This window comes from Rhizobacter sp. (assembly GCF_046595475.1).
Lineage (GTDB): Bacteria > Pseudomonadota > Gammaproteobacteria > Burkholderiales > Burkholderiaceae_C > Rhizobacter.
This window is the reverse complement of record NZ_JBKJOQ010000019.1, coordinates 17,477-39,070: the sequence shown is the minus strand read 5'-3', so window position 1 is coordinate 39,070 and position 21,594 is coordinate 17,477. Positions and strand designations below refer to the sequence as shown.

Below are 21,594 nucleotides of genomic sequence, written 5' to 3'. Positions count from 1 at the left end.
CTCGACCGCACGCCGCGCAACGCCAACATGCTGATGTGGCACCGCAAGTTGTGGCTCATCGACCATGGCGCGGCGCTCTACTTTCACCACCAATGGGATGGCTTCATCGGGCGCGCGCAAAGCCCGTTCGCGTTGGTGAAGGACCATGTGCTGCTGCCCTTTGCGAGCCAGCTGATCGAGGTGGACGACGCCCTGACCGCCTGCCTCACGCCCGAGGCGATCCAGGCGGTGGTGACCCTGATCCCCGATGCCTGGCTCACCGACGACCCGATGTTCTCGGGCCCCGCCGCACAGCGGCGCGCCTATGCCGATTACTTCATGCGCCGCCTGCAGGCCCCGCGCGCGTTTGTGGAGGAGGCCCGCCGTGCCCACGCTGCACACGTATGACTACGCCATCGTGCGCGTCGTCCCGCGGGTGGAGCGGGGCGAGTTCATCAATGCCGGCGTGATCCTGTCGTGCAAGGCCGCGGGCTATCTCAAGACCGGCATCGAGCTCGACGAAGCCCGCCTGCTCGCACTGTCCCCTGCTGTGGACGTGCAGGCCATGCGCGCGACGCTGGCCACGCTGCCAGCCCTCTGCGAAGGCGGGCCGGCTGCGGGCCCGCTGCGGCACCTGTCGGCACGAGAACGTTTTGACTGGCTGGTGGCGCCGCGCAGCACCAGCATCCAGACCTCGCCCGTGCACAGCGGCCGTTGCGACGATCTGGGCATTGCGCTTGAGCGGCTGCTGCAGCGCATGGTGCGGCAGCCGGTCTCGCGTTAGCCGACCACAGCAAAGTCGATGAAGCGCTGTTCGATGTCGACCGAGCGCAGCGTGACCTGCACCGCATCGCCCACGTCCAACCCCTCGAAGCCGCTCACCACGCGACCTTCGACCAGCGGTGAGCTGATGCGCACAAAAGTGCCCTTGGTCGCCACGCCGGTCACGATGGCGTTGAAGCGCTCGCCGATGCGGTCTTGCAGCAAGAAGGCGGCAGCCGCCTTGAGCACGCGGCGCTCGACGGTCGAGGCCTTGTCTTCCTGCTCCGTGCAGTGCTGGGCGATGGCGGCCAGCTGCTCCAGCGTGTAGGGCGTGGGCTGGCGGGCGAGTGCGGCCTTCAGCAGGCGCTGCGTCACCAGGTCGACAAAGCGGCGGTTGGGCGCAGTGGAGTGGGCGTAGTCGTTGACGGCCAACCCGAAGTGGCCCGCAGGCGGCGCATCGGCCGCCACCGCGGCATACGCGCCAGAGCCGAGCAGCTTCACCACCGACAGCGACAGGTCTTCGAAGCGCTCGGGCTCAGCCTCGCGCCGCGCGCTGAGAAAGCGGTCGAGTGCCAAGGCATCGGGTGCGGCGGGCAGCGTGGCGCCATGCAGCTCGGCCAGCTTCACCAGCCGGTCCCAGCGGCGTGGCTCTTGCAGCACGCGGCGCAGCGAGGGCTGGCCCTGCTGCGACAGAAAACGCGCGGTGGCGCCGTTGGTCGCAATCATCAGGTCGGCGATCAGGTCTTTGGCGCGGTTCTTGTGGTCGGCGCGCAGATCGACCAGCTGGCCATTTGCGAACACGGGGCGGGCCTGCGCCGTCGTCACGGTCAAGGCCCCGCGCCGGTGCCGCCACTGCCGCAGCGAGCTCGCCACCTGGTCGTGCAACCGCAGCTGCGCTTGCAGCGCCGGGCTGGCGGCCACGGCGGTGGGTGCTGCGGCTTGCGGATCGTCGAGCCACACGGCCACGCTGTCGTAGGCGAGCTTGGCCTGGTTGCGCACCCACGCGCGGTACAGCTGCGTATCGGCCACATCGCCGTCGGCGCTGATCCGCATGTCGACCACCACCGCCAGATGGTCTTCACTCTGGTGCAGCGAAGTGCGGCCGTTTGACAGCAGCGTGGGCAGCATCGGGAACACACCGGCCGCGGTGTAGACCGAGGTCGTGTTGGCAGCCGCATGCATGTCGATGGCGCCGCCTTGCGGCACCAGCGCATCGACATCGGCCACCGCCACGGCCAGGCGCACGCTGCCGTTCGGCAAGGCCTCGGCCCAGCTCAGCTGGTCGAGGTCTAGCGTGTCGTCGTTGTCGATCGAGAACCACAGGCGGCTGCGTTCGTCGCGTATGTCGCCCACCTGGTCGTGAGATGCCGTGGCCGCTTGTGCCTCTTGCAGCACCTCAGGGGAAAAGGTGGGGAGCAGGCCTGCGGTGTGCATTTCCAGCGCTGCGATGCGGGTGAGTTCGGTGGTGTCCATGGCGGTTTGGTCAGTTGGTTGAATGATATGGCCATGGCCTTGCTGGCATGGTGAGCTTGCGGGGCTTGCTGCGGCGACGCCTAGAATTTCGACGCCTTACTTCAGGAGACCGCCCATGCGTTCCATCGTTGCCCGAGCCGGTGCTTTGTTTCTTCTGTGCGTGACCCTGGTCGGCCTCGCGCAGGCTGAGCCCGACGTGGCGCGCAGCAAAGACCACCCCTTGCTCACGCGCTACCCCAATTCACACATCGTTGAGTACGCGAAAAATTTCAACTCGGTGGAGTTCGCCACGGCGCGCGGGGCCGATGGCAACCCTAGCCGCAAGGCGGTGGAAGGCGACACGACCAACATCGTTTACTTTCACAACAGCATCGACAAGCAGCCGAGCGCCCTGCAGCTCCTACGCAACTACCAAAACGCCATCAAGGCCATAGGCGGCGAGGTGGTCTACGAGCGCTTGCCGCGTGATGGCGATGGTGGCGAAACCACCTTGCACGTGGCCACCGGCGGTAAAGAGGTGTGGGTGCTGGTGGAGCCTGGCATCTTCAGCGCGCCGACGCAGAGCTACAGGCTTGCCATCGTCGAGGTGGCGGCCATGCAGCAGGTGGTCAGCGCCAACAAGATGCTCGACGAGATCAACAAGAACGGCTTCATTGCGCTGTACATCAACTTCGACACCGGCCGCGCCGAGCTGAAGCCCGATGGCCAGGCCACGGTGCGCGAGATCGCGGCCATGCTCAAGGCAGCGCCCGCGCTCAAGCTGGCCGTGGAGGGCCACACCGACAACGTGGGGGCGGCTGCGGCCAACAAGGTGTTGTCAGACAAGCGGGCGAAAAGCGTGATGAACGCGGTGGTGGCCGCGGGTATTGCGGCCAACCGGCTCAGCGCGGTGGGCTTGGGCGCCGAGCGCCCCATCGCCGACAACCGCGGCGAAGAAGGCCGCGCGAAGAACCGGCGCGTGGAGCTGGTGAAGCAGTAGCCCGCGTGGGGTGTGGGTGTGGGCTGCGCGTCAGGCGACGCGCAGCTGCGGCTCGCCGGTCACCGGCCGCCCCAGCGCCACTGCCATGACGGGTGTGCCGCCCATGGCGTAGATGTCTGAAATGGCGTTGGCGGCGGCGATGCGGCCGAAGTCGCGCGGGTGGTCGACAATCGGCGTGAAGAAATCGGGGGTGGCCACCAGCGGCGGCGGGTCGTTGAGGCGGTACACGGCGGCGGCGTCTGCCGTCTCGGTGCCCACCATCAGCTCGGGTGGGATCAAGCCTTGCGGTGCGCACGACAACATGTCGGCCAGCACGCCCGGGGCGATCTTGCAGCCCCCACCACCACCGTGAGAAAAGGATGTGAGTCGTATGGGTTCGAGGATGGCGCAAGTGTCGATCAAAACGCAGAAGAGGCCATGAGCCACAAGCCCACGACCGTGGAAGACATGGGGGAGTTCAGCGTCATCATCGACGCCCGCTCGCCAGCCGAATACGCGCTCGACCACATCCCGGGCGCCATCAACTGCCCCGTGCTCGACGACGAAGAGCGCCGCATCACCGGCACCACCTACGTGCAAGTCTCGTCCTTCGAGGCGCGCAAGATCGGCGGCGCCATGGTGGCGCGCAACATCGCCCGTCATCTCGATGAAAGCTTTTCCGGCAAACCCAAAGACTGGCGCCCGCTCATCTACTGCTGGCGCGGCGGCATGCGCAGCGGCAGCTTCGTCACCTGGCTGCGCCTGGTGGGCTGGGATGCGCAGCAGCTGAAGGGCGGCTACAAGTCGTTTCGTGCACACGTGGTGACGCAGGTGGCCGCCATCACCCCCACGCTTGATCTGCGCGTGTTGTGTGGCCCGACCGGCAGTGCCAAGACCCGCGTGCTGCAGGCCTTGGTGCAAGAGGGCGAGCAGGTGCTAGACCTCGAAGCCCTGGCCGCGCACCGCGGCTCGGTGCTGGGTGCCATTCCCGGGCGCGAGCAGCCTTCGCAAAAGGCGTTCGAGACGCAGCTGATGATGGCGCTGGTGGCGCTCGACCCGAAGCGGCGCGTGTGGGTCGAGGCCGAGAGCCGGCGCATCGGCCGCATCAGCCTGCCCGACGTGGTGCTGAAACGCTTGCGCGAGGGCGCGGTGGTCGAGATTGCGGCCACCCCCGAGGCGCGGCTGGCCTATCTGCTGCGCGATTACGCGTGGTTAGGCGACGACCCCCAGGGCTTTGCCGACAAGCTCGGCACCTTGAAAGGCCTGCTGCCCAACGAGGTGCTGGCGCAGTGGCAGGCCTGGGCGCTGGCGCGCGAGCTGCCGCCCCTCTTTGCTGCGCTGATGGCGCAGCACTACGACCCGCTGTACGCGCGCTCGCAGGGCCGCCACCTCGAACGCATAAGCCAGGCGCAGCGCGTGCCGGCCGATGACCTGTCACCCGAGGGTGTCGCCACACTGGCGCGCCGCATTGCTTTACTTCCATAGACCCTCCGCCAGGACGACTACGCCGCGGCGGTTGAGACGGGGGTCAAGCGCAAGGTTGACCTCGCCTGGTTTGGTCGCTTCACCTTCGTGCAGGCGCATGTGCGGCCTGGCGGCATGCCACGCAGCTTCTTGCTGGCCGCCAAGATCAACCTCGATGTCGACCTGAAACGCGTGAGCTTCTCGGGCGCACGCGATGCCACCGTCGCCGCAGTGGCCAGCGGCAGGGGCGATGCTGCCGCGCTCAACATTTCGGTGTGAGAGAAAAGTGATGGCGCCTGCCCCGGGGTTCTCAGCGAAAGCGGGAATCCTTGGCAGAGTTCGCCGGCGCAGGCGCTGCACCCAGAAAGCCGCTCAAGTCATCAGAACCCCTGGTCGATATGCGATGGCGGGCTCTTGCCCTGCATCCGCACAACATCAACCAACGAGGGGTTCTCCGATGCGCCGAATTTCACTCATGTCGACGGCTGTGCTGGCCGCCGCGGCTCTCGCCTCTTGCGGAGGTTCCCCCAGCAGCTCGACTGCACCGGTTCAGCAAGCGCCTCAGACACCGCCGGCGGTGGTCTTCTCGGGCGTGGCTGCCACGGGCGCACCCATGGCGGGCGCCCGCGTCGATGTCTACGACCACTCGGGTTCCAGTGTCTGCAACGTGACCACCACCAGCGATGGCCATTACAGCTGCACATTGCCCAGCAGCGCCGTGGAGCCTTTCGTGCTGACAGCCGTGCTGGACAACATCTCTCTGGTGAGTGCCTACGCCAAGGCCGAGACGACGACGCTCAACGTGACGCCCATCACCAACCTGATCGCAGCGCGCCTGGCCAGCAATGGCGACCCCGCCCAACTGCGGCAAGACGTGGTGGCCAATGCCAGCGCCGTCACCAGCGCCAAGCTCGACACCAAGGTCGCTGAATTCATCGCCGCGGTGCAGCCCTTGCTTACCGCCGCCGGTGACCAGGTGAACCCGCTGACCGGCAGCTTCAGCGCCGATGGCTCGGGGCACGATCGCGTGCTCGACTCGCTGCAGATCAGCATCCGCCCGGCCGGTGCTTCGGCAAACGTGGAGATCACGCTCAAGGTGCAGCCAGCTGCGCCCGAAACGCCGCCGGTGTCGCTCAGTTTCAACACCGCCGACACGACGGTGCCGACGATCACCGCCCCGGTGAGCAGCGGCGATCTGGTGGCCACCGGCATCGCCAGCAGCGTGGCCGACCTGGCCTCCCGCATTCAAGCCTGCTACGCCGTGCCGCTGGATCAGCGCGTCAGCGGCAGCACGCTCGCCGCGGCCGCCTGCAGAACGATCTTCATCGGCGACGACCCCACCGGCTACCTGCACGACGGCGCGCGTGTCGGCCCGACCGGCGCCTTTGGCGGCATGTTCGGCGCCAATGCGACCGGCTTGCTGATCGACCGCGCCAACTTCGAGCACCTCACCAGCGACGGCGATGTCGTCTTCACCTATCGCTACAAATCGGTGGTCACGGGCAACGCCGACTTTGTGGCCTTGCAGGCGAGGCGTGTGGGTTCGATGCTCAAGCTCATTGGCAACCAGGCGGTGTATTCCGCCGTGGTCGTGCCCATGGTCGAGCGCCGTGACTTCGTCAACTCGCCCGCTTTCAACTACCGCAGCACTGGCTACGGCATCACGGTGGGCAACCGGGTGAATTCGCAGGGCCAGCCTATCTTCACCAAGGTGGAGGCCACCGCGCCTGACGGCCATTTGTTCACCTTGAGGCCGCGCGCAGGGCTGAGCTATCTGGCGCTGGTGCGCGAAAACGGCACCCTCACGGTCACCGCGCAGATCAAGCTGGCAGCGCGCTTCACGGATTCGAGCACGCCGGGCAACCCCGCTGACAAAGACACCGACCCCTTGTACGCGGGCGTCCAGTTCACCGACCTGCAGCTCAAGTCTTTGCCCGACCATGGCGTGTGGAAGATCGAGTACTTCCACGCCGACGGCACCACGCCCAACCTGACGCAATACGTTCGCACCTTGACCCGCGCGCTGACCTTGGACGAGGCGATGGTTCAGCCCATCGCGACGGTGACCGACGCGGCCAAGGCGGCGCTCGTGAGCGCAGGCGCGTCGGGTTGGGGCGTCATCTTCTTCAGCACGGCACCCAGCGCGGATGCGCCGAACTGGGTGAACTTCTCGGCACCCCTTGGTGGAGATTTCTGGGCGGTGCCCGAAGGTGGCGTGGCGCCGTACCAGATTGCGGCCTATGGCAACGGCCCAGTGCCTGTCAGCGGTGGTGCACGCACTTTCTTCAACGATTACCTGAGTGTGGCCAGTACCGCCCGCCAGGCCACCGTCAAGTGCAGCGTGCAGTCGGCCGGCGACAAGCACTGCGATGCCAGCATCGCCGACAGCTACGCCGCCGACGCTTATCTCACCTCGCTGCAGTTGCTCGCGCGCACCCAGCAGCAGCTGCGAGTCTCAAACCTCACGGCTTTGTGGACGCTGCACTGAGCTGAGCGATTTTCCGTGTTCTCTGCGAGGCGGCCCTTGGGCCGCCTTTTTCTTGGCGCTGCTGAAACCATCCGTTGAGCCGCTGAGCCAGCGGCTGCTCACACCTCGCACCTCACAACTGTTCGAGCACTTCGGCCACGGCGTCGGCGCTGGGCATGGCCGCGATCTCGCGCGCCAGCCGCGCGGCGTTGCTGCGGTACTCAGGCTCCTCGAGCAGGCGCTCCAGGCTGTGGCCTATGGCGTCGGCGTGTTGGTCGGGGCCACTCAAGGCGAGCCCGGCTCCTGATCGCTGCAGGGCCGCTGCATTGATGAACTGGTCAGCCCGCTGCGGCAGCACCAGTTGTGGCAGCCCCTGCGCCCAGCCCCCGAGCACGATGCCCGAGCCGCCGAGCGACACCACCAACGCGCAGTGGGGCAGCAGGCTGCGTTGTGGGATGTAGCGGGCCACGTGCACTTGGTGTAGCAGGGGCTGCAAGACACTGGTGTCGGCGTCGAGCCCGACCGTCACGACGACCCGCAAGCGCAGCGCCATGAGCGCTTGCGCGCTCTGCAGCAGCAGCTCGGGCCTGTACATCTCCGTGCCGAAGCTCAGGTAGGCGAGCGGCCCCTCGGGTTGATGGTCGAGCCCGGCTTGCAGCGCCGGCCACAACGCTGGGCGCGGCCCCTGCACATTGCAGGCTTGCAAGGGCTGCCATGGCGCTGACAGCGGCGTGGCTTGCAGGCTGGCCGGGTAAACGTCGAGGTAGAGGTGGTGGTACAGCTTGGCATCCGGCGGCGCCGGCTCGCCGGTGGCCGCCTGCCAGGCGGGGGCGAACACAAGGGCGGCTTCTTGCAGTTGCCGGGTCGACAGCGGCATGCCCAGGCCGTGCGTCACCTGCTTGCAGCCCACCAGCTGCGCCGCCAGCGGGGCCGCCAGGGCTGCGGTCTCGCTCACCACCAGTTGCGGGGCAAAAGCCTGCGCGGCCCGCAACAGGCCTGGCAACATGGCCGGCCCAATCACGTTGCCAAAGAGGTGCGAGTACACGCGCGACGCGGCGGGTGGGCCGTAGGCCGAGGCCAGCTCAGGCCAGCGCGTCAGGAGCTCGGCGCGCGCCGTATGGCGCCCGGGGCCGGCCTCGAAGCAGCGCAGCCGCGCGCAGGCCTGCACGCGCTCGTGCGTCTCGGCCGCGCCCGCCCAGGCCAGCGCGTGGCCGCGGCGGTGCAGCGCGGCCATCAGCGGCAGCAGGGGCTCGACATGCCCGATGCCTGGCGTGGCGCAAAAGAGAATGCGCATCGGCCGAGTCGCGCGCTAGGCCCCGCGCGCGGCGGGCGCTCTCAGGGGCCGATTTATGGTCCGCGGGCGCACCACCCAACGTTTCATCCTTCATCTCCCTAAGCCCGAGCTGTGCCGGCACTCTAGGCGAGAAGGGCATCTTTGTGCGTCGTCGCAATGAAGCAGCCAGGGCCGATTCTTTGGCTGTGGCGCTGGCAGGTGATCACGCGACGACGTCGCTCACCTCGATCGCCTTGCTGGCGACATAGCGCTTGAAATCGGCCACCGGGATGGCGGTGGAGCCATGGGTGTCGCCGTCGACCCAGCTGATGGTCACGTCGAGTGGCGTGACGTCAACTTCGCAAGCGCCTTGTGGAATGGTGATGTTGGGGCCGTCACCTTCACGGTAGACGACCTCGCCCTGGATGCGTGCGTGCTTGCTCATGGCAGCCGTCCTGAAGTTGTCGACAACGCCATTCTCGGCGTAGCCGCCGCGGGCGATGCCGGGTAACCGCGTCTCGCGGGGTAGTCGATCTCCTACGGGCTTGAGGTCGCTTGCCCGAGTGGGGCCTTGCTCAGGCCGGGCTCCGCGGTTTCTCTGCCAGCAAGACGGCCAGCACGTCTGGGTCTATGGGCTTGACGAGATAGGCATCGAAGCCGGCCTGCAAGCCGCGGGCCTTGTCTTCCGGCTGCCCGTAGCCCGACAAGGCCACCAGCCGCACGCTTGCGCCGCCGCCCGCACGGATGGCGCGTGCGACGGCGTAGCCGTCGGCGCCGGGCAAGCCGATGTCGACCAGAGCGACGTCGGGGCGCTCTCGCAGCACGGCGTCGATGCCAGCGGGGCCGTCGGCGGCTTCCACCACTTCGTGGCCTTCGATCTCCAGCCATTCCTTGAGCGTGCTGCGCACTTCTTCGATGTCTTCCACGATCACGATCTTGCGGTGCACCGGCGTGGCCTTGCCGCTTCGGGGCAGGTCTTGCAGCGCGGGGGCGGCAATGCGCGGCAGCCACACCTTGAACTCACTGCCCTGGCCCACACCGGCGCTGTTTGCCTGCACCCGCCCGCCATGCAGCTCGCTCAGGCGGCGCACCACCGACAGCCCTATGCCCATGCCGCCTTCGGCGCGGTCTAGCGATCGGCTGCCTTGCACGAAGAGGTCGAACACCCGCGGCAAGAGATCAGGCTCCATGCCCAGCCCCGAGTCGCGCACGCACAGCACCGCCTCGTCGCCTTCGCGGCCCACGCTGATGGCGATGCTGCCCGGGGCCGGCGTGTACTTGAGTGCGTTGTTCACCAGGTTGGTCACCACCTGGTCGATGCGCGATGCATCGGCGGCGACCCACACACTGTCGAGGGCCAGCGTCACCTCGCGGCCCTCGATGCGTGCGGCCGGAATCGAGGTGACCACACTGCGCACCACCTGCGCCAGGTCGACCGGCCGGCGATCAAGCTGCACCTTGCCTGTCACGATGCCGCCCGCGTTCAGCAGGTCATCGATGATGCGGCCGAGGTGGCGCGCCTGGCGGCTGATGATGTCGCGCGCCCGATCGGTCTTCTGCTTGTACGCGGCGTCGGGCGTTTCGGCGCGGCCCAGCCGCTCCATCAGCTCAGACGCCGCGGTGATGGCCGCGAGCGGGTTGCGCAGCTCGTGGCCCAGCATCGCCAGCAGCTGGTCCTTGGACTGGTTGGCGTCTTCGGCCATCACCCGGGCCTGGCGCTCGACTTCTTTGGCGCCGCGCTCGCTTTCGAGCAACGCCTCTTGCGCGCGCCGGGCGGCTTCCATGGCGGCCGCGGCGCGCTGGATTTCGGGCAAGTCGGTGTGTGGCATGGTGGGCGCCTCGCCCTTGCCTACCGCGATGGCCGCCAGCTCCAGCTCGCGCATGGGCTGCACGATGCGCCGGCCCATGGCCGACGCAGCGACCAGGCCCGCCACCACCGACACCACGATGGCACCCAACAGCACGGCGAATGACCACTGCACTGGCTGGTCTAGCGCGGCCATCGGGATGCCGATGGCCGCCGACCACCCGCTGGCAGCCGAACGGTAGAAGGCCGCGTAGACCGGCAGGCCTTCGCGGGTGACGGTGGTCGCCCAGCCTTCGCGCTTGCCTTGGCTCATGGCCTGGATCAGCAGCGGTGCCGCTGGCGTGCCCACCAACTCGCCATGGCGCATGGAGCGCGCAGCGATGTTGAAGCGCCGATCGAGGATGACGACCACGCCGTCGACCGGCACGTTCTGCTGGGCCAGCACCGCGTGGATCGAATCAGGGCGCACGACGGCCGACAGCACCAGCACCACCTCAGCCCCTCGCCGCACCGGGATGAATACACCGAAGGCCGGCGATTTCACCAGCGGGCCGGTGACCACATTGCCGATCACCGGCATGCCGGTGCGAAACACCTCGGCCACCGACGCGGCATCGACCAGCTCGGGCAGCGCCATGCCGGCCGGCATCTGTGCGTTCATCAGCTGCGTGTTGTGATCGGACAGGGCAATGTTGGCCCAGTTCGGGCGCGTGGCCAGCAGCTCGCGCGCTTCGGTGTGAAAGGCCTCCAGGTCGCGCCGGCCCAGGCGGGGGCTGGTGGCCAGGGCCTCCAGCGCTGCCACCGACAGGCGCAGCTCGGTGTCGACCGCGGTCATCACCGCGCGCATGGTGTCTTGCGCCGAGTGGATCAGCTGCTGCTTCTGGGCTCGCGTGCTTTGCAGCAGCGTGAACGACGACAACAGCGCCAGCGGCAGCAGGCCGGCAAAGGCGACCAACAGCAGGCGCCGCTCGAGCAAACCGTGCGGAAGGATCTTCTGCCACCAGCGCAAGGCGACGGGCTGGTGTGGTGGTGTGTCGGGCGGTTGCGGCATGAGGGTCGTGCGTCGACTCGCACAAGATGAAGACGTGCTGGGCGCATGCTAGCGCGCTCATGCATGGCTCGCTGCGCTTGAGTGCCAAACAGGCAGTGAAGCGTGCGCTCGTCAGGGCCGGACTGCGGGCGCCTCGACCACCATGCCACGGTCGCGCGAGGCGAGGTACAGCTCCAGCTCCACCAGCTCTGGCGCGCCGTAGGCGTAGGGCTCGGCGCGCACGCCTGTCATGCAGTTGCGCAGCCGCCTTTGCAGCGAGCCCATGCTCTGCCATTCCAGTCGGTAAAGCGGGTAGCCGTTGCCATGACCTTGCGGAAGGGTGCTGCCCCCCAGGCGGCCGCCTGCGCGCTCGTCATGGCACTGCGCGCACGAGAGATCGAGTGGACCCAGGCGCTGCTGGTAAAGCGCGGCACCGCGCTCGCGAAAGGGCTGCAGCCGCGCGTCGGCGGGCGGCGCCACCGGCAGCCCGCGTGACTGGCGGGCCAGGTGGCTCTCCAGTGCCAGCAGTGGCTGGCTTTCGATCGCCAGCGGCGCTGTGCGCTGATGCCGCTCGCGGCAGAGGTTGATGCGCTGGGCCAGGTTCACCGGGCGCTTGAGTGCGGCGTCGAAGGCCGGGTAGCGCGCGGCCACCCCGCGCATTGAGGTGGCGGCCGCGCCGTGGCAGCCAGCGCAAGGCTGGGCTGTTGGGGTGGGCGCGAGATCCCACAGTGCGGCGCCGTCTTGCACCCACAGGAAGGCGGGGTTCTGCGAGTCGTCGCGCTGCATGGCCTGGGTCTGCGGGCTCATGTCGTCGAAGCCCGAGCGGCGCCTGTCGGCTTGCGCTGCTGCGATGGCGCTTGCGGCCAGCAGCACGGCGGCGATTGCGGCGCGCTTCATGTGACGCTGATGCTCACGCTTTCGGTTTGCGCAAAGCCGTTGTCGCCTTCCCAGCTGAACGTGAGCGTGCCGCTTTCGGTGGCGACAGTGGTGAAGGCGAAGTAGGGGTTGGCGGCCACGGCGGGGTAAAGCTCGGCACTGAAGACCACCTCGTTGTTGTAGCGGCAGGTGAAGCGGTTGATCAGGTCGCGCGGCTTGGGCTGGCCGCTAGAGTCGGGCCGAAAGCCCGTTTCCATCACGTGGGCGATCAGCGTGCGCAGCTCGATCACGTCGCCGCGCTTGGCGGTGGTGGGTGCGGTGATGAGGGTGCGGGCCATGGCTATTCCAGACACGCCGCCAGCGTCACCAGCACGTCCACGGCATGCGACCAGTACGTGCCGTCGCTCATGCGCGCCACCGCCACCAGCTGTTGTGAGGTGGCCAGGCGTATGCGCGTCGAGACCACGGCTCGCCCCGATCGCGGGCCCAGGGTGAAGCGCACCACATCGCGCTGCGGGTTGCGGTCGTTGAAGACGGCAATGCCGCTCACGTGCTCGGCCGCCGTCATCGGGCTTTGCACGCTCACGGTGATGGGCACGGCGTTGCCGTTTTCCACCAGCGGCGACACGTCGAGCAACACCCTGCCCACGTTCACCGGCGCCCCGTCGGCGTAGCCGCGTATGGCAGCCTGCATCTCCGACGACGTGGCCAGTGCGGGCCGCACCCACACACCGGCCCCGAGGGCGAGCGTCAGCTGGAGCAGGTCACGGCGTTGCATGGCGGGTCATTTCAAGGTGAGCAGGTAGGCGACCACATCTTCCACCTGTTGCGCGCTCAGCAGCGTCTTGCCCTGCCAGGCCGGGGCCACGCGGTTGAAGCCGGTGCTCCGGTGGTAGGCCGGCATCACCGTTTGCGGGTTGAGCCGCCGCGCATCGGCAATGCGCAAGCGCAATTGCCCTGCCGACCAGCGCGAGCCCACCCCTGCGAGATCGGGCGCCAGGTTGCCCTGAAATTTGTCTTCCGGAAAAGGCCCGGTGTGGCACAGCAGGCACAGGCCGCTTTGCCGGCTGACCACGACCGCGCGGCCGCGCGTGGCGTCACCAGCGGTGGTGGTGAGCGCCTCGGGGATGGCGTCACCCACCACTTTCAACGCCAGGGCTTGCGGCTGCACCGCGCAGGCCGCGCTGAGCATCACCACGCCGGCCCACAAGCATGCGACAGCCTCTCTCATCCGAAGTGACGTGGTGTGCCATTGATGTTGAGCGTGGGCATGTGCCTCTCCGGTCCAGGAGGCGGGAGCATGCGGCAAGGGCAAAACCCTGGTGCAGTGGGGGGATGATTGAAGCAAGCGCAAGATGCCGCGATTCCAAGAACAGGAGACACCATGCCACGCCACCGCTGGGCCGTTGCGCCTCTTGCGCTCTGTTTTTCCGCGGTCGCCGGCGCACAGGCGCTGCCCCCCGCGGCGCTGCAGCTGCGCTCACTCGCCGCCACCTGCGCCGCCTGCCACGGCACCGATGGCCAGGCCGTCGCCGGCGCCGGGTTGATTGGCCTCAAAGGCCGCGACAAGGCCTACCTCGTGGCACAGCTCACCGCGTTTCGCACCGGCGCGCGCCCTGCAACAGTGATGCAGCAGATCACCAAGGGCTACACCCCTGCGCAGATCGAGCAACTGGCCGCGTACTTCTCGGCATTGAAATGAGGAGCACCCCATGAAGCGTCGTGAACTCGTCCTTGGTGGCAGCTTGCTGGGCCTCGGCGCCTGCGCCTCACCGCCCGCTGTGCCCACCAGCGCCAAGGTCGTTGTGATTGGCGGTGGCTTCGGCGGCGCCACTGCCGCGCGCTATGTGCGCCTGCTGTCCGGCTACCAGATCGGCGTGGTGCTGATCGAGCCGCAGGCGAGCTTCGTGTCGTGCCCAGGGTCGAATCTGGTGCTGGGCGGCACGCGCACGCTGGCCGACATCACGACACCCTACGACGCGCTCACCTCACGCCACGGTGTGCAGTGGGTGCGCGACACCGCCTCGGCCATCGACCCGGTGAAGAAGACGGTCACGCTGGCCTCGGGTGCGAGCATCCGCTACGACAAGCTGGTGCTGTCGCCGGGGGTGGAGCTGATGTTCGACGAGGTGCAGGGCTTGCGCGCCGCACAGGCATCGGGCCAGGTGCTGCAAGCCTGGAAGGCCGGGCCTGAGACGCTGGCCCTGCGGCGCCAGCTCGAAGGCATGCGTGATGGGGGCGTGTACGCCATCACCATTCCCGAGTCGCCCTATCGTTGCCCGCCCGGGCCGTACGAGCGCGCGAGCGTCATCGCGGCTTACTTCAAGCGCGCAAAGCCGAAGTCGAAGGTGCTGATACTCGACGCCAATGCCGATGTGGTCTCCAAGCCTGCGCTGTTCAAAAAGGCCTGGGCCGAGCTCTACCCCGGCATGGTGGAGTACCGCCCGCTGCACAAGGTGGCCGGCGTGAATGCGGCGGCGGGCACGCTGCGCATCGAGATTCAAGACGATGTGCGCGCCGACGTGCTCAACGTGCTGCCGCCCATGCGCGCTGGCTCGCTGGCCGTGCAGATGGGCCTGGCCAATGTGGGTCAGCGCTGGTGCGGGGTGAATTACCTGGCCTTCGAATCGACTGCCGCCCAAGACATCCACATCCTGGGTGACGCGATCCAGCTCGCGCCCGGCATGCCCAAGAGCGGCCACATGGCCAATGCGCACGGCCATGTGGCGGCCGCGGCCATCGTGGCGCAGCTGTCGGGCCAGGAGGTCGACCCGCACCCCATGCTCACCAACACCTGCTACAGCTTCGTCGACGAGCGCGAAGCCATACACGTGGCCAGCGTGCACGAGTACGTGGCGGCTGAGAAGACCTTCAAGACCGTGGCCGGCTCGGGCGGCATTTCGGTGCAGCGCAGCGAGGCGGAGGGGGTCTATGCGATGGCCTGGGCGCAAAACATCTGGGCCGACTGCGTGGGGTGACTGCGCGGGTTGGAATGTCTACCGAGGGCGGTCAATGCGGCAGGCGCTTGTTGAGACCTCGCAGGTGGCCTGCATCGCGTCCACCAGGGCGTCGATGTCGTTGCTCTCGTCGTCATGCAACAGGGTCTTCATGCCCAGTGCCGCCGGCGCGATGAGATTGCCTGGGCTGTTGTCGATGAAGAGGCTTTCATGGGCGGCGATGCCGAATTCGCTCAGGGCGTGCTCGAAGATGGCTGCCGACTCTTTACTGGAACCTACTTCGGCCGAGACCACGATCGGGTCGAAGCAAAGCGCCAGATTCAAGTGCTGCTTCAGGTGGGCCATGCGATCTTGTTTGTTGTCGGTGACGATGCCGACGGCGTAGCGGTTCTTCAGCGCGCGCGCCAGCGTGAACATGCCTTCGTTCATCGGTGTGCTCTCGAAGGCTGCACGCAGCAGAGCAATGTCGATCTGCTGGCCGAGGGTGTTGCACAGGCTGGGCCAGATGTCGGCATGCGTGGTCTGGCCCAGGTTCAGCGCCTGGTTGTATGGCTTGAAGGCCTCGCGCAGCGGGTCGAAGCCAATGCCGGTCTGCAGGCTCAAGTAGCGAAGAGTCGTGAGCGAGCCGGTCTTGTCGCGCGTGAGCACGCCGTCGAAGTCGAACAGCACCGCCTTGATCATGGCGCAGCGCTCAGCAGGCCAAGGTACAGCGGGTGCTCTGAAATGCCGTTGTGCGTCACGCCAGGGAGGACGTGCTGCGTCGCCCTGCCTTGCTCAAACCGCACGAAGAGCTGTTCGGTGCTGGCACGCGGGATCACCTCGTCATGCTCGGCCGTGAGGATGGTGGTGGGGGCCCGCACCTGCGCCACATAGCGCCACGACTCGAACTTGTCCTTCAGCAGCCAGCGCACCGGGAAGTAGGGAAACTGGCGCACCGCCAGCTCTTGCAGGCTGTCGTAAGGCGTGACGAGCACCAGCCGCGCGACGGGCCGCTGGCTCGCGAGCCGCAGGGCCACGCCGGTGCCCAGGCTGCGGCCTATCACCGTCACCTCGGGGTGCAGCAGGTGCACGCTGTCGAAGAGGGCTAGCGCGTCGCGCTGGATCGCGTCTTCGGTCGCGCGGCCGCTGCTGCCGCCGTAGCCGCGGTAATGCAGCAGGTAAATGGCGTGGGTGGGGAACGCATCGCCCAGCGGCTGCAGATTTTGCGACACGTCTTCGCCATTGCCGCCGAAGTAGACGACGGCCCGGGGGCCAAGCTCCGGTGCCGCGCGCACCGCCGCCAGCACGTGAGCGTCGTCATCGCTGGCCACCTTGACGCGCACGACCGGTGTCTTGACCGAGGCGGCCTGTGGAAAGTAGATGAAGGAGCGTTGGAACAGGTAGAGCGCAGCGCAGGCAGCGGCATAGGCCGCCACCGCGATGCAGACTAACGTGACACTGAGACGAAGCATGGGCGGCCCGTTCAAAAGGCGCTGAGGGCGCCGCTACTTGTTGAGGTGATAGGTGAGCGCGGCCGCGATGCAGACCGCCAGCGCGTCTGTGGGCACTTTACCGGCCACGTCGAACACGATGGCACGGTTGCCCTCGAACGCGAAGTCGCGCGGGAACATCGTGCGAAAGCGGTCGACGAGCGTGGTCTGGCAGTTGAAGTACATCGCCACCTGGGTGGGCCGCTTCTTGTTCCAGCCGATACGCACGGTGCTGCCGCTCTTGCTCTGCGAGGTGAGGTAGGCCGGCTCGCCCCATTTGAGTGTTTCTTCCAGTGGGCCGACGCCGGGGGTTGACGCTGCGGTCTTGAACATGAGGGCGCGCAAGGCGAGCAGCTTGCGCCTCGCAACGGACGGGTAAGCCTCGAAAGCCTGCGCCACAGCGGCGTTGTCGAAAGGCTTCAAGGGCGGTCTCGCAATGCGTCGGCAATGAAGGCCGACCACACTTCGTTGGGCTGCCACAGGCCGCGCATGAGGTCGAACGCGTCTTCAGGTTGCGCGCCTTGCCGCAGCACGTGGTACAGGCCGATGAAGGCCGACACGCGCAGGTTGGCCGCGCAGTGCACCCACACACGCTTGCCACGCTGCGCGTCCATCGCGTCGAAAAACGCCAGCAGGTCGGCGCGCGTGGGCCTGGCGAATTGCACGGGAATGTGCACGTAGGCCATGCCGAGCGACTGCACGGTGCCGGGCTCGTCGGGCAGCGAGTAGCGCGGGTCGTCGTGCAGCGCAAGGTTGACGACAGTGTCGAAGCCGGCCTCGGCAATCGCCCCCAGCTGCGCCGCGGTAGGCTGGCCCGAAGTGCCGAGCGTGTGGTCGACGGCGCGGTGGTTGTAGATGGACGTGAGCGATGAGGTCATGGGCGTGGGGCTCCAGCAGACGGCCCGATCATGCTGTCAGCCTGGCCGGCCCGCTTCAAGCGAAAAAAATTCACCGCGTGGTGAATGCGGCTCATTGAATGCGGCACAAGCGAGCAGCCTCTGCCGCAGTCAACAGCGCCTCCTACTCGTCGGAAAGGATTTGCTGAGTCACGTTGTCGACCAGCACGGGGCTTTCGAAGTAGGTAACGGTGGGGTCGGTGCCGTACTTCTCTCGGACGAACGCGCGCCACGAGTCGGTGTACATCGCCTCTGCCTCTGGCCTCGAGTTCCAGAGGTAGACACCGCCGGCCGTCCCTCCATCTTCAGAGAGCACGTAGTGCTTGCGAAACAAGCCAGGGACGCCCTGGTACTTTGGCGCAGTACTCAGGAAGATGCGGCGAGCTTCTTCGCGAGTGATGGGTTTGGGCAAAGTGAACGCAGTAAAAGCAACAATCATGTGGGCCTCCTGTTAAGCCCCTTGCTTGCCATACAACACCATCTGCGTGCAGCGAAACAGCGCAATCGTCTTGCCCGATTCGCGGTGTGTGACCACCGAGTCCCAGACCTGCGTGGTCTTGCCCAGGTGCACCGGCTTGGCGATGCACTGCACCGTGCCTTCGCGCGCGGTGCCGAGGTGGTTGGACTTGAGCTCGATGGTGGTGAAGCCGACGGCACCTTCGGGCAGGCTGGCCAGGCAGCCGAAGCCGGCTGAGGTGTCGGCGAGCGTGACCACGCTGCCCGCGTGCAGAAAGCCGTTGGGTGCCATGACGCAGGGCGTGACCGGCATCTCTGCGTGCACCTCTTTGCCATCCACTTGCTTGATGACGATGCCCAAGTGACCGGGCAGGTTATGAGCGCTGCGCTGGTTGAATTGTTCAGGGGTGACCATGACTTTCCTGACGGTGAAGGGGTGGAGTTCGGGCGATTCTGCCGGGCTTTGCCGAGGCTTGCCGAAGCGGCGGCAGGCGCGCTTCTCCCTCACACGCTCGCGGTATTGCGCGCTGTGCCACGCTGCGCGCCACAAGGCTCTCGCACTGCGGGGTAACAGCCATGGATGCACCGAGACAAGCACCAGCACCGACACGGTGGGCCCGCGCGACCCTGGCCGCAGGCATGGCTGCAATCGTGGGGGTGGCGGCCTTGGTCGGTTGGGTGACGGGGCGCCATGCCGACGCCCACTGGGTGCCGATCAAGGTGTACGTGGGCGCGGTGCCGCCGCAGGCACGCGCACCCGCGCCGCCTTCCCCCGCCGACACCAGGCCGGTGCTGCGCCGCGCGGTGGCAGCGGCCGACATCGGCGTGGCCGAGGTGTGCGGCTTCGGCACGGTGCAGGTCCCGCCCGACGACCCCGACCCGGTGCAGCGCATCCCGTTGAGCCTGCGCCAGTCGGCACTCGACTCGGCCGACGCGCTGATGCTGGCCAGCGACGACGCGCAAGTGCGCGCCGCCGCGCTGTGGATGGGGGCGCGCATCCGCGGGCGCCAGGTGCGTGACCGCATCGAGCAGATGGCCCGCCTGGCCGTGGCCTCGCAAGATCCCTATGTGTATGCGATGGCGCTGGAAGCCTGCCAAGGCCTTGGGGCCGGTGACGTGGGTTCGTGCCAGCTGCTGAGCCGTGCGCAGTGGGTGCGTGTCGACCCTGACAACGCCGTGCCCTGGCAGGCCCTGGCGGCCGAAGCTCGCGCGCACGACGAGTGGCAGGCCGAAGACGTGGCGCTGCAGATTGCAGCGCGTGCGCCGCACAGCGACTTGCACGTGGGCTGGCTGCCCCGGTTGGTTGAAAAGGCGCTGGGTTCGCAGGCGGCGCCCTTGCAGCGCACGCTGGCTTTGAGCGCGAGCTGGAGTGCCGAAGCGGTGTGGGCAGCGTCGCACGGTCAACGTGCGGACGCAGAGCCGCTGCAGGGTTACGACTTGAGCTGCGACAGCGTCAACCGCATGCAGGGCCACATGAGCCGGCCGCAGCGCGTGCCGGCACTTGGCGTGAACCCCGGCACCGAGAAGCGCTGATGCGCCCGGCCGCGCCGGGCGCCTGCTTCAGCTGTTGGCCGGCTTGAAGTAGCGGGCTTCGAGCACCTTGGCGTTGGTGAGGTGCAGGCTCACCATCAGGCGCTCGATGAACGTGAGCGGCTGGATGCGCCCGTCTGGCATGGCCAGCACCGCGCCGAGGATAGGTTCGTCTTCGATGCGTGACTCTTGGTACTCGCGTACTTGCAGTGCTTCACCCATGCTGATTTCCTTTCGACGTGTTGCGAGTTGCGGCTCTTGTAACAGGCTGTATTTTACGGGGCATGCGTCACGGAGACGAGGGCGTTACAAGGGCAAATGCCACGGGCAAACCCTAGGCTTCGCTCTGACCGTCGGTCAATTTTCGGCGTCAGCAACCCGGCCTTGCATCAACAGGAGCCGGGTGCCGCATCCAAGATTTGGACCGCTGCTGGCGGCTCGCTTCTGGCAGACCTCCCCCGCGTTTGTACCGGGTCAGAAAGCACACGAGATCAGTTGTCAAAGCAACCTTTGACAGTTCCAATGCGCTCTTGAGATGGGTGCTTTTGCGCCCTCGCAGACCCACCGGGCCGATCGCGTTGAATGGTGATCGGCCGCGTTGTTCAGCCCTGGCAAACCGCCAACACTCAAGCAGGAGATCGACGACATGACAGACCTCAAAGAGGCAAGGCACTGGATCGCTGGCGAATGGGCCGGCATGGGCACACGACGCGAGAGCATCAACCCGGCCAACGGCGACGTCATCGGGCATTTCTTTGATGGCACGGCACAGGTGGCCCAGGCCGCCATCGACGCGGCCTCGGCCGCGTTCAACAACGACGCTTGGCGTGACGACGCGTTCCGCCGTGCCACCGCCTTGAGCCATCTGGCCGACGCCTACGAGGCTCGGCTCGGCGAGGTGATCGACACGCTGTGCACCGAGAACGGAAAGCTGCGCTACGAAGCCACGTTCGAGGCCTCGCTGATCCCGCGCGCTTTGCGTTTCGCGGCTGGCCTGGCCACGCACAATTTTGGCCGCGTGATGGAAGCGCGACCCGGGCAGCAGGCGATGTCGATCCGTGAACCGGTCGGCGTGGCGGGCCTGATCATTCCCTGGAACTCCCCCGCCTATCTGTGTATCCGCGCGCTCGCGCCGGCACTGGCGGCCGGTTGTACCGCAGTGATCAAGATGCCGCACCAGGCGGCGCAGACCGCCGCCGTGATCTGCCACATCATGGGCTCCGTGGCCGACATTCCGAAGGGCGTGATCAACATGTTCATCGAGTCGGGGGCCGACGGCGCGAAGTTGCTGGTCGAGTCGCCGAGCGTGCCGGCGATCAGCTTCACCGGCAGCACCGCCACCGGCCGCGCCATCGCCAAGGCCGCCGCGCCGCTTCTGAAGCGTGTCGGCCTGGAGCTGGGCGGCAAGACGCCACACGTGATTTTTGAAGACGCCGATCTCAACGAGTTGCTGCCGACACTCGAGAAATCGAGCACCGTGTTTGCGGGCCAGTTCTGCATGACCGGCAGCCGCATCCTCGTGCAGCGCAACATCGCCGATGCGGTGCGCCAGGGCCTGGCCGCGCGCCTCGAGGCCGTGCGCCCGGGCCCGGCCACCAGTGCAGACAGCCACATGGGCCCCATGATCGACAAGGCGGCCGTTGCCCGTGTGGATGCCTTGGTGCAAGCCGCGATCGCGGCCGGCGCCAAGGTGATCGTGCGCGGTGGCCCGTCGAAGGACCCGAAGCTCGCCGGCGGTGCCTTCTATCAGCCGACGCTGCTCGAAGTGCCGAACTCCAAGCTGCCGATCGTCCGCGAAGAGACCTTCGGCCCCGTGCAGACGCTGCAGGTGTTCGACACCGAGGCAGAGGCCATCGCGCTGGCCAACGACAGCGACTACGGCCTGAGCGCCTGCGTCTGGAGCCGCGACATCGACCGCCCAATCCGCGTCGCACGGCGCTTGCAGGCTGGCCTGGTCTCGATCAACAGCTGGGCCAACCTCGCGGTCGAATTCGAAGAGGGCGGCTTCAAGTCCAGCGGCTCGGGCCGGCTCGGCGGCGTGGCCTCGCTCGAAGACTTCCTTGAGTACAAGCAGATCACGCAGAACTTCACCGGCAATCCGCACTGAGACCGCGCCAAGCCGCAGTCGCGCGTGCTTGACCCGCCTCGCCCTGACGAGGCGGCCGTCGGGGCCGGCTCTGCCCCAAATTTTTCGAAC

Annotated in this window: 23 protein-coding genes and 3 pseudogenes; 10 read left to right on the top strand and 16 right to left on the bottom strand. The window is 67.2% G+C overall.

Translation table 11 applies throughout. The annotated features are described in order from the left end of the window. Both AC30QB_RS04040 and AC30QB_RS04035 read left to right on the top strand, forming a co-directional pair. Positions 1–387 (top strand): annotated as a pseudogene (locus AC30QB_RS04040) (HipA family kinase); the annotation flags it as partial. Further along, positions 365–763, top strand: a complete 399-nt coding sequence (locus AC30QB_RS04035; protein ID WP_489544903.1) for a DUF3037 domain-containing protein — start codon at positions 365–367, stop codon at positions 761–763. The pseudogene AC30QB_RS04040 and the gene AC30QB_RS04035, both read left to right, overlap by 23 nt. On the opposite strand, the gene AC30QB_RS04030 is transcribed toward AC30QB_RS04035, so the two are convergent. Next, the gene (locus tag AC30QB_RS04030) at positions 760–2,214 is read right to left on the bottom strand and encodes an RNB domain-containing ribonuclease (protein WP_489544902.1); all 1,455 of its coding nucleotides are present in this window, start codon (positions 2,212–2,214) and stop codon (positions 760–762) included. The two genes, AC30QB_RS04035 and AC30QB_RS04030, sit on opposite strands and share 4 nt — an antisense overlap. Before the next feature lie 115 nt (positions 2,215–2,329). On the opposite strand from AC30QB_RS04030, the gene AC30QB_RS04025 reads away from it, so the two are divergent. Further along, complete coding sequence (locus AC30QB_RS04025) at positions 2,330–3,193, top strand: OmpA family protein (RefSeq protein WP_489544901.1); 864 nt, start codon at positions 2,330–2,332, stop codon at positions 3,191–3,193. 78 nt (positions 3,194–3,271) lie between these two features. Here AC30QB_RS04025 and selD read toward each other — a convergent pair. Next, positions 3,272–3,577 (bottom strand): annotated as a pseudogene (gene selD / locus AC30QB_RS04020) (selenide, water dikinase SelD); the annotation flags it as partial. Between the two features lie 33 nt (positions 3,578–3,610). Here selD and mnmH point away from each other — a divergent pair. The 3 genes and pseudogenes from mnmH to AC30QB_RS04005 all read left to right on the top strand — a co-directional run bounded on the left by mnmH (position 3,611) and on the right by AC30QB_RS04005 (position 7,124). Then, entirely contained in the window at positions 3,611–4,657 is a 1,047-nt protein-coding gene (gene mnmH / locus AC30QB_RS04015; RefSeq protein WP_489544900.1) for a tRNA 2-selenouridine(34) synthase MnmH, read from the top strand. A gap of 15 nt (positions 4,658–4,672) precedes the next feature. Continuing rightward, positions 4,673–4,912: pseudogene (locus tag AC30QB_RS04010) on the top strand (putative selenate ABC transporter substrate-binding protein); the annotation flags it as partial. Positions 4,913–5,093: 181 nt separating this feature from the next. Then, positions 5,094–7,124, top strand: coding sequence for a hypothetical protein (locus AC30QB_RS04005; protein ID WP_489544899.1), 2,031 nt, complete (start codon positions 5,094–5,096; stop codon positions 7,122–7,124). A 112-nt stretch (positions 7,125–7,236) separates the two neighbouring features. On the opposite strand, the gene AC30QB_RS04000 is transcribed toward AC30QB_RS04005, so the two are convergent. The 7 genes from AC30QB_RS04000 to soxX form a co-directional block, all read right to left on the bottom strand. Then, positions 7,237–8,397, bottom strand: coding sequence for a glycosyltransferase (locus tag AC30QB_RS04000; protein ID WP_489544898.1), 1,161 nt, complete (start codon positions 8,395–8,397; stop codon positions 7,237–7,239). Between the two features lie 202 nt (positions 8,398–8,599). Then, on the bottom strand, positions 8,600–8,821 hold the full coding sequence (locus tag AC30QB_RS03995; protein ID WP_489544897.1) for a hypothetical protein: 222 nt from the start codon (positions 8,819–8,821) through the stop codon (positions 8,600–8,602). 130 nt (positions 8,822–8,951) lie between these two features. Beyond that, positions 8,952–11,234, bottom strand: coding sequence for a hybrid sensor histidine kinase/response regulator (locus AC30QB_RS03990; RefSeq protein ID WP_489544896.1), 2,283 nt, complete (start codon positions 11,232–11,234; stop codon positions 8,952–8,954). A gap of 111 nt (positions 11,235–11,345) precedes the next feature. After that, a complete protein-coding gene (soxA, locus tag AC30QB_RS03985; protein ID WP_489544895.1) occupies positions 11,346–12,110 on the bottom strand; it encodes a sulfur oxidation c-type cytochrome SoxA in 765 nt (254 codons plus the stop codon). Next, positions 12,107–12,427 carry a thiosulfate oxidation carrier complex protein SoxZ gene (gene soxZ / locus AC30QB_RS03980; protein WP_489544894.1) on the bottom strand — a complete coding sequence of 107 codons (321 nt, stop codon included), beginning with the start codon at positions 12,425–12,427 and terminating at the stop codon, positions 12,107–12,109. Before soxZ ends, soxA begins: the two co-directional genes overlap by 4 nt. Before the next feature lie 2 nt (positions 12,428–12,429). Further along, on the bottom strand, positions 12,430–12,867 hold the full coding sequence (locus tag AC30QB_RS03975; RefSeq protein ID WP_489544893.1) for a SoxY-related AACIE arm protein: 438 nt from the start codon (positions 12,865–12,867) through the stop codon (positions 12,430–12,432). Between the two features lie 6 nt (positions 12,868–12,873). Further along, positions 12,874–13,320, bottom strand: coding sequence for a sulfur oxidation c-type cytochrome SoxX (gene soxX, locus AC30QB_RS03970; RefSeq protein ID WP_489544892.1), 447 nt, complete (start codon positions 13,318–13,320; stop codon positions 12,874–12,876). Positions 13,321–13,473: 153 nt separating this feature from the next. Between soxX and AC30QB_RS03965 the strand changes: the two genes are divergently transcribed. Continuing rightward, positions 13,474–13,791, top strand: a complete 318-nt coding sequence (locus AC30QB_RS03965) for a c-type cytochrome (protein ID WP_489544891.1) — start codon at positions 13,474–13,476, stop codon at positions 13,789–13,791. A 10-nt stretch (positions 13,792–13,801) separates the two neighbouring features. Continuing rightward, positions 13,802–15,067 carry an NAD(P)/FAD-dependent oxidoreductase gene (locus AC30QB_RS03960; protein ID WP_489544890.1) on the top strand — a complete coding sequence of 422 codons (1,266 nt, stop codon included), beginning with the start codon at positions 13,802–13,804 and terminating at the stop codon, positions 15,065–15,067. An 18-nt stretch (positions 15,068–15,085) separates the two neighbouring features. On the opposite strand, the gene AC30QB_RS03955 is transcribed toward AC30QB_RS03960, so the two are convergent. The 6 genes from AC30QB_RS03955 to AC30QB_RS03930 form a co-directional block, all read right to left on the bottom strand. Then, entirely contained in the window at positions 15,086–15,727 is a 642-nt protein-coding gene (locus tag AC30QB_RS03955) for an HAD family hydrolase (protein ID WP_489544889.1), read from the bottom strand. Beyond that, a complete protein-coding gene (locus AC30QB_RS03950) occupies positions 15,724–16,497 on the bottom strand; it encodes an alpha/beta hydrolase (RefSeq protein WP_489544888.1) in 774 nt (257 codons plus the stop codon). Before AC30QB_RS03950 ends, AC30QB_RS03955 begins: the two co-directional genes overlap by 4 nt. Before the next feature lie 33 nt (positions 16,498–16,530). Then, the gene (locus AC30QB_RS03945; protein ID WP_489544887.1) at positions 16,531–16,938 is read right to left on the bottom strand and encodes a DUF1801 domain-containing protein; all 408 of its coding nucleotides are present in this window, start codon (positions 16,936–16,938) and stop codon (positions 16,531–16,533) included. Then, positions 16,935–17,393 (bottom strand): protein tyrosine phosphatase family protein, encoded by a 459-nt coding sequence (locus tag AC30QB_RS03940; RefSeq protein WP_489544886.1) that lies wholly within the window; start codon positions 17,391–17,393, stop codon positions 16,935–16,937. Before AC30QB_RS03940 ends, AC30QB_RS03945 begins: the two co-directional genes overlap by 4 nt. A 142-nt stretch (positions 17,394–17,535) precedes the next feature. Then, positions 17,536–17,850, bottom strand: coding sequence for a monooxygenase (locus AC30QB_RS03935; protein WP_489544885.1), 315 nt, complete (start codon positions 17,848–17,850; stop codon positions 17,536–17,538). 12 nt (positions 17,851–17,862) lie between these two features. Continuing rightward, positions 17,863–18,282: a PaaI family thioesterase gene (locus AC30QB_RS03930; protein WP_489544884.1), complete on the bottom strand. Its 420-nt coding sequence runs from the start codon at positions 18,280–18,282 to the stop codon at positions 17,863–17,865. Positions 18,283–18,506: 224 nt separating this feature from the next. On the opposite strand from AC30QB_RS03930, the gene AC30QB_RS03925 reads away from it, so the two are divergent. Further along, on the top strand, positions 18,507–19,400 hold the full coding sequence (locus AC30QB_RS03925; RefSeq protein ID WP_489544883.1) for a hypothetical protein: 894 nt from the start codon (positions 18,507–18,509) through the stop codon (positions 19,398–19,400). A gap of 27 nt (positions 19,401–19,427) precedes the next feature. On the opposite strand, the gene AC30QB_RS03920 is transcribed toward AC30QB_RS03925, so the two are convergent. Beyond that, entirely contained in the window at positions 19,428–19,619 is a 192-nt protein-coding gene (locus AC30QB_RS03920; RefSeq protein WP_489544882.1) for a hypothetical protein, read from the bottom strand. 424 nt (positions 19,620–20,043) lie between these two features. Here AC30QB_RS03920 and AC30QB_RS03915 point away from each other — a divergent pair, with 424 nt between their 5' ends. Then, positions 20,044–21,504 carry an aldehyde dehydrogenase family protein gene (locus AC30QB_RS03915; RefSeq protein ID WP_489544881.1) on the top strand — a complete coding sequence of 487 codons (1,461 nt, stop codon included), beginning with the start codon at positions 20,044–20,046 and terminating at the stop codon, positions 21,502–21,504. Positions 21,505–21,594 lie beyond the last annotated feature (90 nt).